15 protein-coding genes, 1 other RNA gene and 1 riboswitch are annotated in these 16468 nt (G+C 70.0%); of the genes, 8 read left to right on the forward strand and 8 right to left on the reverse strand.

The window, feature by feature from the left end:
* The first annotated feature begins 106 nt into the window (after positions 1-106).
* The 8 genes from AB5L97_RS11960 (at position 107) to AB5L97_RS11995 (ending at position 8890) form a co-directional block, all read left to right on the forward strand.
* Positions 107-718 (forward strand): DoxX family protein, encoded by a 612-nt coding sequence (locus AB5L97_RS11960; protein ID WP_369044826.1) that lies wholly within the window; start codon positions 107-109, stop codon positions 716-718.
* Complete coding sequence (gene aroA, locus AB5L97_RS11965) at positions 715-2079, forward strand: 3-phosphoshikimate 1-carboxyvinyltransferase (RefSeq protein ID WP_369044827.1); 1365 nt, start codon at positions 715-717, stop codon at positions 2077-2079. The genes AB5L97_RS11960 and aroA overlap by 4 nt, the downstream gene beginning before the upstream one ends.
* 1 nt (position 2080) lies before the next feature.
* A complete protein-coding gene (gene rsgA, locus AB5L97_RS11970; protein WP_369044828.1) occupies positions 2081-3250 on the forward strand; it encodes a ribosome small subunit-dependent GTPase A in 1170 nt (389 codons plus the stop codon).
* Between the two features lie 134 nt (positions 3251-3384).
* Positions 3385-4203, forward strand: a complete 819-nt coding sequence (hisN, locus tag AB5L97_RS11975; protein ID WP_369044829.1) for a histidinol-phosphatase — start codon at positions 3385-3387, stop codon at positions 4201-4203.
* 106 nt (positions 4204-4309) lie between these two features.
* A riboswitch (SAM riboswitch) is annotated at positions 4310-4424 on the forward strand.
* 35 nt (positions 4425-4459) lie between these two features.
* Positions 4460-5908: an aminotransferase class V-fold PLP-dependent enzyme gene (locus tag AB5L97_RS11980; RefSeq protein WP_369044830.1), complete on the forward strand. Its 1449-nt coding sequence runs from the start codon at positions 4460-4462 to the stop codon at positions 5906-5908.
* Between the two features lie 117 nt (positions 5909-6025).
* Positions 6026-6790 carry a class I SAM-dependent methyltransferase gene (locus AB5L97_RS11985; protein WP_369044831.1) on the forward strand — a complete coding sequence of 255 codons (765 nt, stop codon included), beginning with the start codon at positions 6026-6028 and terminating at the stop codon, positions 6788-6790.
* Positions 6791-6900: 110 nt separating this feature from the next.
* A complete protein-coding gene (locus tag AB5L97_RS11990; RefSeq protein WP_369044832.1) occupies positions 6901-8163 on the forward strand; it encodes an Nramp family divalent metal transporter in 1263 nt (420 codons plus the stop codon).
* A 16-nt stretch (positions 8164-8179) separates the two neighbouring features.
* A complete protein-coding gene (locus tag AB5L97_RS11995; protein WP_423246786.1) occupies positions 8180-8890 on the forward strand; it encodes a metal-dependent transcriptional regulator in 711 nt (236 codons plus the stop codon).
* Positions 8891-8939: 49 nt separating this feature from the next.
* On the opposite strand, the gene AB5L97_RS12000 is transcribed toward AB5L97_RS11995, so the two are convergent.
* The 8 genes from AB5L97_RS12000 to ftsE all read right to left on the reverse strand — a co-directional run bounded on the left by AB5L97_RS12000 (position 8940) and on the right by ftsE (position 16403).
* Positions 8940-9341 (reverse strand): YrdB family protein, encoded by a 402-nt coding sequence (locus AB5L97_RS12000; RefSeq protein WP_369044833.1) that lies wholly within the window; start codon positions 9339-9341, stop codon positions 8940-8942.
* Positions 9331-10755 (reverse strand): MFS transporter, encoded by a 1425-nt coding sequence (locus AB5L97_RS12005; RefSeq protein WP_369044834.1) that lies wholly within the window; start codon positions 10753-10755, stop codon positions 9331-9333. The genes AB5L97_RS12000 and AB5L97_RS12005 overlap by 11 nt, the downstream gene beginning before the upstream one ends.
* Before the next feature lie 118 nt (positions 10756-10873).
* Positions 10874-11242: a transfer-messenger RNA gene (gene ssrA / locus AB5L97_RS12010) on the reverse strand.
* A 111-nt stretch (positions 11243-11353) separates the two neighbouring features.
* Positions 11354-12670 (reverse strand): glycoside hydrolase family 3 N-terminal domain-containing protein, encoded by a 1317-nt coding sequence (locus AB5L97_RS12015; protein ID WP_369044835.1) that lies wholly within the window; start codon positions 12668-12670, stop codon positions 11354-11356.
* A gap of 33 nt (positions 12671-12703) precedes the next feature.
* Positions 12704-13174: an SsrA-binding protein SmpB gene (gene smpB, locus AB5L97_RS12020; RefSeq protein WP_369044836.1), complete on the reverse strand. Its 471-nt coding sequence runs from the start codon at positions 13172-13174 to the stop codon at positions 12704-12706.
* Between the two features lie 78 nt (positions 13175-13252).
* The gene (locus AB5L97_RS12025; RefSeq protein WP_423246787.1) at positions 13253-14689 is read right to left on the reverse strand and encodes a peptidoglycan DD-metalloendopeptidase family protein; all 1437 of its coding nucleotides are present in this window, start codon (positions 14687-14689) and stop codon (positions 13253-13255) included.
* A 20-nt stretch (positions 14690-14709) separates the two neighbouring features.
* Positions 14710-15624 (reverse strand): permease-like cell division protein FtsX, encoded by a 915-nt coding sequence (gene ftsX / locus AB5L97_RS12030; RefSeq protein ID WP_369044838.1) that lies wholly within the window; start codon positions 15622-15624, stop codon positions 14710-14712.
* Positions 15621-16403, reverse strand: coding sequence for a cell division ATP-binding protein FtsE (gene ftsE, locus AB5L97_RS12035; protein ID WP_369044839.1), 783 nt, complete (start codon positions 16401-16403; stop codon positions 15621-15623). The genes ftsX and ftsE overlap by 4 nt, the downstream gene beginning before the upstream one ends.
* Positions 16404-16468: the final 65 nt, after the last annotated feature.

The following is a 16468-nucleotide window of genomic DNA, read 5'->3' on the forward strand; positions in this document are numbered from 1 at the left end:
CAACGTGGAGACACCAGCCACAACGCGGCGATGGAAGGAAAATATTCCCCAAAGGTGCGAGACTGGGACCCGTCGGAACCCGCCCATCCACGTCTCAGGAGGCCATATGTCCGCAGTCCGAATCCTCGCCCGCCCGCTCCTCGGCTCGTCGTTCATCGTTGCCGGCGCGGGAAAGCTGAAGAACGCGGACGACACGGCAGAGCAGCTCTCCCCTGTTCTCCGTCGGGCCGCCGATGCCCTTCCGATCCGAGTCGACGAGAAGGTCCTCGCCCGGGCCGTGGGTGCCTCGCAGCTCGGGGCCGGCGTGCTCTTCGCGCTCGGAAAGGCCCCACGGCTGTCCGCCTCGGTGCTCGCGATCACCAGCGCGCTGAACGCGTTCGTCGAGTGGCGCAGCGCGGACATCAGCACCGCCGCAGGACGCGGTGCGCGCCGGTCCGGCCTCCTCAAGAACCTCTCCCTCCTCGGCGGCGTGCTCCTCGCGAGCGTCGACACGAACGGGGCGCCCTCTCTCGCGTGGCGCGCGCAGCATCTCGCCGCAGACACGGCGAAGGCCGGGCGGCGCCAGCTTGCGGATGTCGAGAAGGCAACCCAAAAGACAGTCCAGAAGACCGCGCGGAAGACCCAGAAGGCCGTCCAGAGTGCAGCGCACCGTGCCGAGCACACCGTGTGCTCGGCCGCGCATGACGTGGCCAGCACGGCCTCGGACGTCTTCGCGTGACCGCTGCTTGGCCCGCGCCCTTCGCGGCGCGGCCGGTGGACGCCACGGTCACAGTGCCTGGGTCCAAGTCGCTGACCAACCGCTACCTCGTCCTCGCCGCCCTCGCGGACGGCCCCTCGCGCCTGCGCGCCCCGCTGCACTCGCGCGACTCCGCGCTCATGGCAGGCGCGCTGCGGGCTCTGGGCGCGACCGTCACCGAAGTTGAGGGCGACGGCGAGTACGGGCCCGACCTCGAGATCGTCCCCGTCCCCACCCGCGGAACCGCCGAGGACTCGGCGGCGCCCGGACTCGGCAAAGCGTCCGTGGACTGCGGACTCGCCGGCACGGTCATGCGGTTCGTCCCCCCCGTCGCGGCCCTCGTCCGCGGGGAGATCGCCTTCGACGGCGACCCCCACGCCCGCGTCCGCCCCATGGGTCCCGTGATCGAGGCCCTCGGGGCCCTCGGAGTCAAGCTCTCGGGTCCTGATGGCACCGAACCGATGTCGCTGCCCTTCACTGTCCACGGCACCGGTGAGGTGGCTGGCGGCCACATCGTGGTCGATGCGAGCGGCTCGAGCCAGTTCGTCTCGGCCCTCCTGCTGGCGGGCGCGCGCTTCGCCGAGGGCCTGCACCTCGAGCACGTCGGGCCGCCGGTTCCGAGCCTCGACCACATCGCCATGACCGTCGAGGTGCTGCGCGGTGTCGGGGTCGAGGTCGACGACTCGGTGCCGAATCAATGGCGCGTCATGCCCGGGCCGATCCGCGCGTTCGATGTGCGGATCGAGCAGGACCTCTCGAATGCCGGACCGTTCCTCGCGGCGGCCCTCGCAACGCGAGGAACGGTCCGTATCCCCAACTGGCCCTCCCCTACCGCCCAAGTGGGCGATGCGTGGCGGGAGATCCTGCCGAAGCTCGGCGCGTCCGTCACGCTCGACGGCGGCACCCTCACCGTTCGCGGCGGGAACCGCATCACGGGCGCCGACCTTGCCGGCACGAGCGAGCTCGCGCCGACCGTCGCGGCACTGTGCGCGCTGGCCGACACGCCCTCCCACTTGACGGGGATCGCGCACCTGCGCGGCCACGAGACCGACCGGCTCGCGGCCCTCGTGAACGAGATCACGCGGCTTGGCGGCGACGCCGAGGAGACCACCGACGGCCTCGTCATCCGGCCCGCGAAGCTGCACGGCGCCGTCGTGCGCTCCTATGCCGACCACCGCATGGCCACCGCGGGCGCGGTCTGGGGCCTCGCCGTGCAGGGGGTCCAGGTCGAGGACATCGCAACGACGTCCAAGACGATGCCCGACTTCCCGCAGATGTGGTCCCGCATGCTCGCGCAGCACACGGATCCCGCCGCCGGGACCGATGCGGAGGCCCGCGCCTAGCATGGGCCAGCGCGAGTGGGACGAGAGCGACGTCCGGGTCCGTCCGAACAAGCGGGGCACCCGTCCCCGCACGAAGGACCGTCCCAGCCACGACGACGCCGTCATCGGCCGGATCGTGACCGTGGACCGCGGCCGCTACAGGGCCATCCTGGACGAGGACACCCCCGACGAGCGGCTCGTCATCGCCGCGCGGGCCCGCGAGCTGCGCCGTATGCCCGTGGTCCCCGGCGACTTCGTGGGCCTCGTCGGGGACGTGACCGGGCGCCCGGACACCCTCGCGCGGCTCGTGCGCGTCGAAGAGCGGGAGACTGTCCTGCGTCGCAGCGCCGATGACACGGACCCGATCGAGCGTGTCGTCGTCGCGAATGCAGACCAGCTCGTGATCGTCGTCGCCGCCGCGAACCCCGAGCCGCGCACGGGTTTCATCGACCGGGCCCTCGTCGCGGCCTACGACGCCGGGATCGAGCCCCTCCTCCTCGTGACCAAGGCCGACCTCAAGGATCCCGCTGGTCTCCTGGCGAACTATGAGCAGCTGCCGCTGACCGTCGTCGTGAGCCGGACCGCCGAGACGGAGCCGCTGGCCGATGAAGACGGTGCCGATACGGCTGACGGCCCTGATGGCTCTCACGGCCCTGACGCGCTGGACGCCATCGACGCACGCGGCGCTGACGGATCCTCGGCGAAGCTCGACGCCGCGGCGGTCGCGGCGCTCCACGACCAGCTCGACGGGCATGTCACGGTCCTGCTCGGGCACTCGGGCGTGGGGAAGTCCACCATGGTCAACGCGCTCACGGGCGCCGACCGGGCGACCGGGGGCGTCAACGCGGTCACGGGCCGCGGGCGGCACACGTCCTCCTCGGCCCTCGCCCTGCGCCTCACCGACGCGACCGCCGGGAGCTGGATCATCGACACCCCCGGAATCCGCTCCTTCGGCCTCGCCCACGTGGACCCGGACCGGATCCTGCAGGCCTTCCCCGACCTCGAGCCCGGCATAGAGGCCTGCGAGCGCGGCTGCCGGCACACGGCCTCCGCGGTGGGCTGCGGCCTCGATGCATGGGTCGCCGAGGGGAATGCGGGCGACGCCGGCCCGGCCCGCCTCGCGTCGTTGCGGCGGCTCCTCGGCACGGACCCGCGCGACGAAGCCCAGGAGGCCAAGGAACTGGGCTCGTAGCCGGACCCGTGGCCTGCGCGAGCAGCTGAGGCCGCTGAGCCGGGCGCGGCTCTGGGGCTACACCTGCACCTGCAGCAGCGCTTCGCGCGGGGCGCCTCGCCCGCACGGCCTCCGGTACGGGATAGCGTGGGCCCATGACCCCTGCGCCCGAGACGTACAACGACGACCTCCGCCTCGCCCATGTGCTGGCGGACTCCGTCGACGCCCAGACCATGGAGCGGTTCAAGGCCCTCGACCTCAAGGTCGAGACGAAGCCGGACTTCACCCCGGTCACCGACGCCGACCGCGCCGCCGAGGAGTCCATCCGCGGGCAGCTGTCCCGCTCCCGCCCCAGGGACGCAGTGGTCGGCGAGGAGTTCGGCACCACCGGGCACGGCTCGCGCCGATGGATCATCGACCCGATCGACGGCACGAAGAACTTTGTCCGCGGCGTTCCGGTCTGGGCCACCCTCATCGCCCTCGCGGACGGGGACGAGGTCGTCGTGGGCGTCGTCAGCGCGCCCGCGCTGAACCGCCGCTGGTGGGCGGTCCGGGGCGGCGGCGCCTATACGGGACGCTCCCTCGCCTCCGCCACCCGCCTCAAGGTCTCGAACGTGGCCACGCTCGAGGACGCATCCCTGTCCTACTCGTCGCTGACCGGCTGGAAGGAGCGCGGCAGCCTCGACAGCTTCCTCGGCCTCACGGACGATGTCTGGCGCACGCGCGCCTACGGCGACTTCTGGTCCTACTGCCTCGTCGCCGAGGGTGCAGTGGACATCGCGACGGAGCCCGAGCTCGCCCTCTACGACATGGCCGCACTCGTGCCGATCGTCACGGAGGCCGGAGGCCGCTTCACCTCGCTCGAAGGCCAGGACGGTCCTTGGGGCGGCAGCGCGCTCGCGACGAACGGGATCCTGCATTCCGAGGTGCTCAAGAAGCTCAGCCCTGAGCACGACGACCTGCTGCCGCACTGACGCCCCGCCCCTCCCCCGGAGGCTGAGTCACCGTTCGTCATACTCGGCCCCACACACCGGGCCATGCGTGCGCCGAGGCGTCCGCGTGGCCTAGTGTTTCTTCCAAGGTCACGAGTGCCAGCGCGAAACCCCGGTTTGCTGGCCGGCAACCCTCCTGAACGCGGCGGGGTGCCCCGGGTGACGACCGGGCCGGTCCGGAATGGATACGGCAAGCGCGGACCCGTCCCCGGGTCCCCCACCTGATGAGGTATACGCCGTGAGCGCAGCCCTGTCCGCACCCTCCCTCTCCCAGCCCAGCGACGTCGACCATCGCCCCGACGCGGGCCGTCATGCCGGCACGGATCGGTACCCCGAGGCCCGGGAGCCGCTCGCGGCCGTAGTGGGTGCGAACCTCCAAGCCCCCCTCGTGGGCGGCGGCGAGGTCCGGTACGCGAACCTCGACTACGCCGCATCCGCCCCGGCACTCGTCGAGGTCGCCGAACACCTCGAGGAGATCCTGCCGTTCTACGCGAGCGTGCACCGCGGCGCCGGCTACGCGTCGCAGATCAGCACGAGCGTGTACGAGAACGCCCGCAGCGTGGTGCGTGCATTCGTCGGCGCCCGCGCCGAGGACGCCGTGGTCTTCACGCGCAACACGACGGATTCGCTCAATCTCCTGGCCGGGTGCGTCCCCGACGGCCTCGACGTCCTGTACCTCGACATCGAGCACCACGCGAACCTCCTCCCCTGGCAGGCCCGCGCGCACCGCAGCGTGGGGGCCGCGGGCACGCTCGCCGAGACTCTCGAGCGGCTCCGCGCCGAGCTCGAGGGTGGCGGCATCGGGCTGCTCGCCGTCACGGGCGCCTCGAACGTCACGGGCGAGATCCTGCCGCTCACCGGGCTCGCGGCCCTCGCCCATGAGTACGGCGCGAGGATCGCGGTCGACGCCGCGCAGCTCGCCCCGCATCGTCGGATCGACATGACGGGCACCAGCCGAGCGGACGGCACGGACACGGGAATCGACTACCTCGCGTTCTCGGGCCACAAGCTCTACGCGCCGTTCGGCTCGGGCGTTCTCGTGGGCAGGCCGGACTGGCTCGACGCCGGCCGGCCGCACCTCGCGGGCGGCGGGGCGGTGCGCGAGGTGCGCCTCGAGTCCGTGAACTGGGCCGTGGGTCCGGCGCGGCACGAGGCCGGCTCGCCCAACGTGCTCGGCGCGGCGACCCTCGCACGGGCCGCCCAGGCCCTCGGCGCCCTCGATCCGGGTGCGTGGCACCGGCACGAGCAGCAGCTGCGCGACGCGCTCGTCACGGGGCTGGGCGAGATCGAAGGCATCACGGTCCACCGCCTGTTCGAGGACTCCGAGTCGGCGATCGGCGTCGTGAACTTCACGGTGATCGGGCACGACGCCGGTCTGGTCGCCGCATACCTCTCGGCCGAGCACGGCGTGGGGCTGCGAGACGGCAAGTTCTGCGCGCACCCGCTCCTCGCCCGTCTAGGCCTGCCCGCTGGGTCACTGCGCGCGAGCTTCGGCCTCGGATCGCGGCTCGAGGACGTGGAGAGGCTCCTCGCGGGCGTGCGGGAGCTGCGCACCCACGGGCTCGGCATCGACTACACCGTCGACGAGGGCCGCTGGGTCCCGGCCCACGATCCGCGGCCGTTCCCGGCGTGGGCGCCCAATACGCCCGGCACCGCGGGCGCCGCGCCGTGCCTCGTCGGCGAGTGAGCGCCGTCGTCCGCGCGCTGCCCGGTCCCGGGCACGTGCGTGCCGGGCGCCGGGAAGTCCCCGTAGAGTAGGGTCCCGGATTCCTGCGGGAGACAGGATCACTGCGGGAGGGCAAAGATGGGGCGCGGCGGGCCGAAATTCGACGACGAGCGACGGCGCGAGCTCGCCGCCGCGTTCGCTGCCGGCGGGGAGCACTACGAGAAGGTGCGTCCCGGGTACCCGCAAGAGGCGGCCGCATGGATCATCCCTCCTGGTGCCCGCACGGCGGTCGACCTCGGCGCCGGGACCGGGAAGTTCACCGAGCTCCTCGTGGCGGAACGGCTCGACGTGACCGCCGTGGACCCGTCCGCGGACATGCTGGCCCAGCTGGCCCGGAGGCTTCCCGGAGTGCACTGTGTCCAGGCCCCCGCCGAGCACACGGGTCTGCCCGGCTCGTCCGCGGATGTGGTGGTCGCGGCCCAGGCCTGGCACTGGTTCGATCCTGCGGCCGCCACGCGGGAGGCTGCCCGCCTCCTGAAGCCGAGCGGCCGCGTGGGGCTCGTGTGGAATCAGCTCGACACGCGGGTTCCCTGGGTGCACCGACTGTCCCGGATCATGCACGCGGGCGACGTCCACAAGCCCGACTACCGCCCGCCGTCGGGCCCCGAACTCCACGGGTGGGAGCAGGTCGAGGTGCGCTGGGAGGACCCGATCACGCCTGAGGGCATCATCGAGCTGACCAAGTCCCGCAGCTACTATCTGCGGGCGTCGGAGAAGCACCGCCGCAAGGTCGAAGACAACCTCGCATGGTACCTCTTCGAGCACCTCGGCCATTCCCCCGGCCAGACGCTGGCCCTCCCGTACATCAGCCAGGCGTGGCGGGCCACCGAGACTCTGGGCTGACGCCACGCAGATTGCTGACGGATGCCCGGCCCCGTATGATTTCGGAGTACCGAAAAATTGTCTTCCGGCCTATCTAAGTCGGCGGACGGCAGGCAGCAGAGGGGCTGAAGGTGGCGAACAGGACGGCGAAGTCCAGAAGGCGGGCGACTCGTTCCGCGCTCCTCCTCGGCGTCCTCGGCCCAGCCTTCGTCGCATCGGTTGCGTACGTGGACCCCGGCAACGTCGCCGCCAACCTCACGGCGGGGGCCCGGTACGGCTACCTCCTCGTCTGGGTGCTCGTGGTCGCGAACCTCATGGCCATGCTCATCCAGTACCTCTCCGCCAAGCTGGGCGTCGTCACCGGACACACGCTGCCGGAACTCCTGGCCCAACGATTCCGGCCGGGCATCCGCAGACTCTACTGGGCGCAGGCCGAGATCGTGGCTCTCGCGACGGACCTTGCGGAGGTGGTCGGAGGCGCCTTGGCCCTGCACCTGCTGTTCAGGATCCCGCTGCCACTCGGAGCAGTCATCGTGGGGGTCCTCTCCATGGCGATCCTCGCGATCCAGGACTTCCGCACCCAGCAGCGTTTCGAGCTCGCGATCGTGGGGCTGTTAGTGGTGATCACGGTCGGATTCCTCGCCGGGCTCGCGGTGAGCCCTCCCTCGGCCTCCGGGGCGCTCGGCGGCCTCCTGCCGCGCTTCGATGGCCCGGACTCTGTCCTGCTGGCGGCCTCGATGCTCGGCGCCACCGTCATGCCGCATGCCATCTACGTCCATTCCGCCCTCTCGAGGGACCGCCACCGTTCCGACCGGGATGCCGAGGTGTCTGATTCCGCCGTCCGCCGTCTCCTGCGCGGTACCCGGGTGGACGTCGTCGTTGCGCTCGGTGTGGCCGGGGTCGTCAACATCGGCATGCTGCTCCTCGCGGCGTCGACACTCGCCGGGAGCGAGGGGACTGATTCGATCGAGGGTGCCCACGCCGCCATCGGGGCTGCCCTCGGACCGGTGGTCGGCATCGTGTTCGCCGGCGGGCTGCTCGCGAGCGGACTCGCCTCGACCGCGGTCGGCTCCTACGCGGGCGCCACGATCATGGAGGGACTCCTCGAGAGGCGGATCCCCCTGGTCCTGCGGCGGGTCATCACCCTCATACCGTCCGTCGTGATCCTCGCCCTCGGCGTTGACCCGACGTGGGCACTCGTGGTGAGCCAGGTCGTGCTGAGCTTCGGCATTCCGTTCGCGCTCGTCCCGCTGATCCGGATCAGCACGGCCAAAGCCGTGGTCGGCGACTTCACCCTGCGTATGCCGCTCGTCATCGCCTCGTGGGTCAGCGCCGGGCTCGTGATCGTGCTCAACCTCACCCTCCTGTGGCTCACGGTCGCTCCCGCGGGCTGAGGGTAGGCTGGTCGCTGTGAAAAGCCCACTCTCGTCGTCCACGGAGGACTACCTGAAGACGATCTACGCCTTCACGGAATGGCAGGATGCGCCGATCACGCCGTCCCAGCTGGCCGCGCGGCTCGGCGTCGCCAATTCCTCGGTGTCCGAGATGGTCAGGAAGCTCAAGGACCAAGGGCTCGTGGACCACCGCCCGTACGGGGCCGTCCATCTCACCGCCGAGGGCCGCAGCGTGGCGCTGACGATGGTGCGCAGGCACCGCCTCCTCGAGACGTTTCTCGTCACCGAGCTGGGCTACAGCTGGGACGAGGTGCACGTCGAGGCGGAGCGGATCGAGCACGCCGTCTCCGACCTGTTCGTCGAACGGCTTGCAGCGAAGCTCGGCGACCCACAGCGGGACCCGCACGGCGACCCCATCCCCACCGCGGACGGCGTCGTCCCGCTGGTCGATGCCCGCCTGCTCAGCGAGCTCGACCCGGGGCACGAGGGAACAATCACCCGGATCAGCGACGAGAACCCCGACATGCTGCGCTATCTCGCTGCCGAGCAGATCGCGCTCGACACCCAGCTGACGGTGGTGCGCCGCAAGCCCTTCGGCGGACCGCTCGTGGTGCGGATCAGCCAGGGCGACACAGCACGCGACTTCGACGTCCCGGACGAGGTGGCCGACGCCGTCTGGATCCACAACGACCACCCGCACCCGGGCTGCACCGCGGTTCGGGCGTGACGCCGGCGCCGACACCGCCGGCTGCACCGGCCGCGGCGAGGCTGCGCGGCTAATCGCGGCGGCGCAGCCAGTACCCGAGCGCCGTGTCCGCAAGGCCGACGACGATCAGGGCCGCGCCCGCCCACTGCCCGAGGGCCAGCAGCCACGCTCCGGCCAGCACGAAGAGGGCCAGCGCCACGACCGGGCGCCATGGCCACGGAATCCGCCGGCGGGCCCGCGGCGCAAGGAACATCGCCCACAGCGCGACGAACACTGCGGCTGCGAGGAACCCCACCACGAGGCCTCCGGCGCCGGGGGCCAGCCTGCTGCCGGCATACCAGAAGGCGCCGAGCGCTCCGACCTCGAGGGCGAACGCGAGGACGGCGTGGAGCATGCCCCACGCCCCCGCGCGCATCTCGGGATCGAAGCCGGGGCGGCGTGCATCGCGCCGACGTGTGCCATCACTCGTCATGAACTCCCCTTCGCGCTTCCGACGGTTCACCGTCCCCCGCAGGTGGTGCCACGATCCTAGCGGTCGGAATCCAGACTGCCGAGGTCACGGCTGCGGCAGCAAAGAGGATCGCCGTCGCGCTGACGCCGCGGCGGAACCCGCCGTCGTCGAGCACTCCGCCCATGATCGCCCCGGCGGCGCCGATCGCCACGAGCGAGGCGATCCGCGCCACCGCATTGTTGACGGCGGAACCGACGCCCTCAGACCCCGGCGGAACCGCCGAGAGGACCGTCGCCGTGAGCGGCGCGACCATGATCGCCAGCCCGAGCCCGAGCAGGACCATGGGGCCGAACACGTCACGCCAGTAGGCCAGCGGCGGCACGGCGAACGCGAGCCACGTGTACCCCGCACCCGCCACGGCGGGCCCGAGAGCCATCGGAAGGCGCGGCCCAGTCCGGATCATGAGCCTTGACATCGAGCTTGAGAGCAGGAGCATGGGGATCGTCGCCGGAAGCATCCCGATGCCCGCTTCGAACGCGGTGAGTCCCATGCGCTGCTGGAGGTAGAGGCCCACGAGGAAGCCACCCATGCCAAGGGCGCCGTAGGCCCACAGCGTTGCGCCATTTCCCGCCGCGAATGCCCTTGAGCGGAAGAGCCCCAGCGGCAGCTGCGGCGCCGCCGAACGGCGCTGCCGCAACACATAGAGGGCCATGAGGAGCACGCCACCGATGAGCGGAATCGCGACGAGTGGGTGGGTCCAGCCGAGCGACGACTGGGTGATGAGGCTCAGCACGATGCCGCCCAGCCCGCAGGCGGTCAGGACGGCGCTCAAGACGTCGAACGGCTCCTTCACGGGGGCGGGCGGCCGGGCCTCGCGGCGGAGTCGGGCGAGCGGCCGCCACATGAGCGCGGCCGGAACGATGTTGATGAGGAAGACGAGGCGCCAGCTCCCGAGGTCCACAGCCGCCCCGCCGAAGAATGGCGCCGCGACCGAGGCCGCGGCAATCCACGCGGTCCACTGCCCGATGAGCCTGGCCCTCGTCGCACCCGTCGCTGCGGCAGTGATGAGTGCGAGCGCGCTCGGCGTAATGACGGCACCTGCGGCGCCCTGCGTGAGCCTGCCGAGCACGAGCACCCATCCCGCGGGGGCGAGGCCACAGACCACGGACGTCACGGTGAACCAGAGTGTGCCGACCGCGAGGAGCCTCGCGGTCCCGAAGCGGTCGGCGAGGGCACCGGCGGCGAGGATGAGCGCGCCGAGAGTGAGAAGGTATCCGTCCACGACCCACTGCTGGAGGACAAGGCCGCCGCCGAGCTCTCGCTGGATGGCTGGCAGCGCAAGGCTCACGGCGCTCGAGTCGATGATGACGAGGCAGCTCGAGGCGATCGCCACGAGCAGGACCCGCCGCAGGTTGCCGCCAGCTGAAGGGCTCACAAGCCCATCCTGCCCTTCCGCGACCCCTTTGCACAGGCGGCGTACGCGAGAGCATCGGCACCCCACCGCAGAAAACAGAACACCCCCGGTCCGAAGACCGGGGGGGTTCTGTTCACCAACGTGGAGATGGGGGGAATTGAACCCCCGTCCGGTGCGGCTTTGCCAGGTATTCTCCGGGCGCAGTGTGCGTCGGGATTTCTCGGCCCCAGCCATCATGCACACCAGTGGCTGACCCGGGCCCAGTCGTCTTAAAGTCCCAGCAGCCCCAACGACGAAGGCTGCCAGCAGTGGCTATCTAAATGACGCCAGTATCCGGGACGATAGCATTCCCGGGCTGACGGACTTGCTCGCTACTTAGGCAGCGAGGGCGAAGTCAGTGCGCTTAGAGTTGGCACTTATTGGTTTGCAGAGAGCGTTCACGAGATAACCCTGCATCCTCGGCCCGCTTCCCCTGTCTCGACCTACACCGTCGAAACCGATCATCCCCATATGTGGTTGTCAACCGCGGCCGAGGCCCGAGGGCCACAACCGTCCGGCAGCCTTGCGACTACCGGAACAGTCAGTATAGCGCGGCAGCGGTGGGAACTATTCCCGCGGCTCACCGGGGCAGGAGGCCAGCCCGGTCCTTGGCCTCGAGCACGGCCAGCGCTGCGGCATCGACCAGCTTGGCGAAGGCCGGATCAGCCTTGGCCCGGTCCGCGATCCCGCTCCACACACGCGGCGCGAGCTGTTGGTTGGTGCACAGGACCATCGTGCCGCCGGCAGCAAGGAAATCAGCGCCCCGGTGTTCGGGCGCGAAGCCCGCGAGCTGGCCGGCATCGCACACGTCATCGGAGACGACGATCCCGCGGAAGCCCAGATCGCCCCTGAGCATGCCCCCGATCACGGTGGGCGAGAAGACGGCATAGTGGTCCGGGTCGATGGCCGGATAGAACGCGTTGGAGACCATGACCCATGGCACCCCCGCGCGGATGGCGTCCGCAAACGGCGCCACATAGGCGTCGTGGCGGCCCGTGGCCGCATCGGTGACGTCCGTCGAGGTGTCAGTGTTCGCGGTGACGCGGCCCAGACCCGGGAAGTGCTTGCTCGCCGCAGCGACACCCGTATCGGCCATCCCCTGCGCGAAGGCGATGCCGTGCGAGGAGACGGACTCCGGGGTGAACCCGTAGTTCCTCTGGTAGTGGCCGATAGGGATGTTCTGCGGCGCGAACGCGGCCGATGGCACCGTATCGAGAACCGGCGCAAGGTTGACGTTGACCCCCACGGCGGCCAGCTGGCGCCCCCACCCGGCCGCCGCCGACCGCAGCGCCCCGAGATCCATCCCGCCCTGGTCCAGGGCCGAGGGGATCGCGGAGAAGCCAGGGCCCCGAAGGATCTGCACCTGGCCGCCCTCCTGGTCCGTGGCGATGAACTGGCCGACACCGCGGGTTGCGTCCGGCGTCACTTGGCCCTTCAAGGCCGCAACAGCGGCGGAAACGCCGGGGGCCCCGGCATCGGTGCGGCCCTTGAGGAACACGTTGCCGATGTGCAGCTGCCGCAGCGCCGTGAGCGCTGCCCCGTCCGGACCCGCTGTGGGCGAACTCACCATCACGACCTGCCCCACGCGCTGCTCGAGAGTCATCGAGGCGAGCACCGCCGCCGCGCGGTCTTCCGGGAGCGGCGCGCTCGTCGTCGCGGGTGCGGACGACGGCGATGACTCACCGCTCGGCGTTGTACTCGCCTCGGCGCCGGGGGAGCCGCTGCTGCCCGGAGAAGGGGTGGTCCCCGGCGGTGTCTCGCCCGGGGAGTCCGAAGGCGTGGGCCGCCCGATCGGCTGTCCCAGCAGCCACGGCAGCGTGAGCGCGGCCACCGCCGCGAGTACGGCGAGGATCCCGACGGCTATGGCTGCCCAGACCTTCACGTTCCGCTGTGCCATGACCCCCGCCTCCCGCCGGTTCTCGGCCGCCCGTCAGCGGCGGTTGCGTGACCTCAGCTCGCGCAGAGCCTCGCGCTTGTCCTGCGCCTCGCGCAGGGTCTGCCGCTTGTCGTAGTCCCTCTTGCCGCGGGCGAGCGCGATCTCGACCTTGGCTCGGCCGTCGTTGAAGTACACCTGCAGTGGAACGACCGTGAGCCCGGACTCATTGACCTTGTGCTCGATCTTGATCAGCTCGTCGCGGTGCAGGAGCAGCTTGCGCTTCCGCTTGGACGGGTGGTTGGTCCAGGAACCCTGTGTGTACTCGGGGATGTTGACGGCCTCGAGCCACAGTTCGCCACGATCGAAGTGGCAGAAGCCCTCTGCGAGAGAGATGTGCCCCTCGCGGAGGGACTTGACCTCAGTGCCCATGAGCATGAGGCCGGCTTCCCACGTGTCGATGATCTCGTAGTCGTGCCGAGCCTTGCGATTGGTGGCCACGACTTTCCGGCCACTCTCTCTGGGCACGGCGGAACTCCTCGAGTTGGGATGGGCTGGTGGCTGTCTGCTCGTCTGGCGGGTTGCCTGGCGCAGGGTCATGACAGTCTACAGGAGGGTCAGCGGATCCACGGCGCGGCCGTTGAGCCACGTCTCGAAGTGCGCGTGGCACCCCGTCGAGTTGCCCGTGCTGCCCGAGTAGGCGATGAGCTGGCCCTGGCTGACGTGCTGCCCCGGCGAGACCACCACACTCGAGTTGTGGTAGTAGACCGTGGTGAGAGAGTTGCCCTGGATGACGCCATGGGAGATCATCACCGTCCACCCGCCCCCGCCGTTGGTCCATCCGCCAACGGTCACGGTGCCCGCCGCAGCTGCGTATACAGGCGTGCCGCAGGCCGCCCCGAAGTCGATTCCGGTGTGCATATAGCCGCCGGTGCCGTAGAAGTCGATGGTGCCCGGCGGCGTCGCGCGCCAGCCGAAGCCCGAGGTGATCGGAATATTGCCAGCGAACGGGTGGATGAGTCCGAAGGCGCTCGGCGAGCCAGGCTGCACAGCCGCTTGGCGCGCTTGCTCGGCTGCCTGTTCAGCAGCGGCCTGCGCCTGCCCGGCGGCGATGGCCGCTGCCCGGGCCTCGGCCGCGCGCTGCTCTGCCAGCCGCTGCTGCTCGGCGAGCCATGCCTCACGCAGCTTGCGGTCTCGCTCGGCGATCTGCGCGGCGATCTGGTCCTGCTGGGTCTTGATGTCCGCGATCTGCTGCTGGACGGCGGGCTTCTGTGCCTCAAGTTCCTTGCTGAGGCGGCTCGTGTCATCGACGAGCTTGTCCACAGCTGCCTTCTTCGCGGCCGCGTCGTCCCGCGCCGCCTGCTCCTTCTTGAGGGCGTCGTCGGCCTTGGACTTGAGGTCCTTGATCTCGGCTTCGACCGCCTGGAGCCGGGCCTGCGAGTTGACGTTGGCGGCGCTCTGCTGCGCCAGCTGCTCGAGCGCGCTGTTCTGGCTCTCCATCACTGTGTCGGCAAGATCGAGTGAGCCGGTCAGCGAGGTCTGGTCACCCGATCCGAGCATGAGCCCGATGTTCGACGGCACTCCCCCGGACATGTAGGACTCGCTCGCTATCTCGCCGATGAGCTGCTTGGTGCTGTCCATCTTGCCGCGGTCGGAATCAAGCTGGGCCGTGATCTTCGCCTTGTTCTGCTGGGCCGCGTCGACCCGCACGGTGAGGGCGTTGACCTCGTTCGTTGCCGCTGCCACCCGTCCCTGCGCGTCGAGGAGCGCCTGCTGGGCGCCGGGGATCTGGCCCTGATACGTGACGAGGTCTGCGGCTGTCTGCTGGATCTTACCGTCGAGGAATTCGAGGGATTCCTGGACGTCCTGGGCACGCTGTGCGAGCTGCGCCTTCTGGTCGTCGAGGTTGTCCGCCGTGGCAGCGGAACCGGTCACCGATAGACCGAGGACGAGCGCGAGCGCGGCCGAAAGGCCCAGGGCGCGGTTGAGGAGGGCCTTGACTCCCCCAGATGTTGCACCCCGCGTTGGTGTAGTCATCTGCATCCTTCTAGCGCCTCCCTCGGCTAGACCTTGAGATACCGACGGAGGGTCAGCATCGACGATACACCTGCAAGCACTGCACCCATAGCGATGAGCAGGGGCGCGAGCATGAGGGTCTGGGACGGCGAGATGAAAGCCGTGCCCGGGTACTGGGCCGTCAGCACATCGCCCAGGAAGAACTTCGCCACGGCCCACAGCGTGGTCGAGGCAAGCACCGCCCCGATCACGGCGGCGATCGCCCCCTCGAGGACGAACGGAAGCTGGATCATGAGCTTCGAGGCCCCGACGAGGCGCATGATCCCCGTCTCGCGGCGCCGGCTGAAGGCCGAGAGTCTGATGGTGGTGGCGATGAGCAGGATGGCGCAGATGGTCATGACGCCTGCGATGACGATCGCGACGAGCGACGCCGCGTTCATGACCGAGAAGAGCCGCTCGAGGACCTGACGTTGGTCACTGACGAGGCGAACGCCCGGGCGCGAGGAGAAGGTCTCGCTGATGATCTCGTACTTCTGCGGGTCCTTGAGGTTCACGCGGAAGGATGCTGGCAGCTGGTCCGGGGTCACCGAGTCCACGATCGGCGAGTTCGCGAACTGCTCGCGGTAGTGCTGGTACGCCTCGTTCTGGGACTCGTAGTGGTAGTCGGAGACGTACTGAGCGACCGCCGGCGAGGCCAGCAGCGCTTCGAGGGCCTTGCGCTGATCATCGGTGACCGCCCCAGAGGTGCAGCCGGGCGTCTTCGAGGTGCCATTGCACAGGAAGATCGCGACCTGCACCTTGTCGTACCAGTAGCCCTTCATCTGGTTGATCTGCAGCTGGAGCATCCCGGCAGCCCCGACGAAGGTGAGCGACACGAAGGTCACGAGGATCACGGAGATGACCATGGTCAGGTTGCGTCGCAGGCCGCCGGCGATCTCCCCGAGGATGAACGCCGCCCTCATGCGTGCTCACCGCCCGCCACGTGTGCGGCAGCGGTGCCCCCCGGATGCTCGTCCGGCCACTCGGAAGCGGTGACCGAGGGCTTCACCGCGGGGATCATCGATGTGTACAGCGCCTTGGCCTCGTCGCGGACCACGCGGCCGTCCACAAGTTCGATGACGCGCTTTCGCATCGAGTTGACGATGTCGGTGTCGTGCGTGGCCATGACCACGGTGGTTCCATTCTGGTTGATGCGGTCCAGCACCGACATGATCCCCTGACTCGTCGTCGGGTCGAGGTTGCCGGTCGGCTCGTCCGCCAGAAGGATTCCGGGCCGATTCACGACGGCGCGGGCGATCGCCACGCGCTGCTGCTCACCGCCCGAGAGCTCGTGCGGCATGCGCCGCTCCTTGCCCTCGAGGCCCACCGTCTTGAGGACGTCGGGGACCGCGTCGCGGATGATCGCGCGGCTGCGTCCGATCACCTGCATCGCGAACGCGACGTTGTCGAACACGTTCTTCTGGGGCAGCAGGCGGAAGTCCTGGAACACGACGCCGATCCCGCGCCGCAAGCGGGGAATGCGCCAGCTCGGCAGGGCAGCGACGTTCTGGCCGGCTACGAGGACGGTCCCGCTCGTCGCAGTGTCCTCACGCATGACGAGGCGGAGGAAAGTGGACTTGCCCGACCCGGACGCGCCGACGAGGAAGGCGAACTCGCCGCGCTCGACCTCCAGGCTGACGGATTCGAGCGCAGGGCGGGCCTTCCGGTCGTAGACCTTCGTGACATTCTCGAAGCGGATCATGGCTCTCAGGCCCGTCAGGACGCACACGTCCTTCGCCCGGCGCACGGGCAGATCTGGGGGACAGA

This window comes from Sinomonas sp. P10A9 (assembly GCF_041022165.1).
Classification (GTDB): domain Bacteria; phylum Actinomycetota; class Actinomycetes; order Actinomycetales; family Micrococcaceae; genus Sinomonas; species Sinomonas puerhi.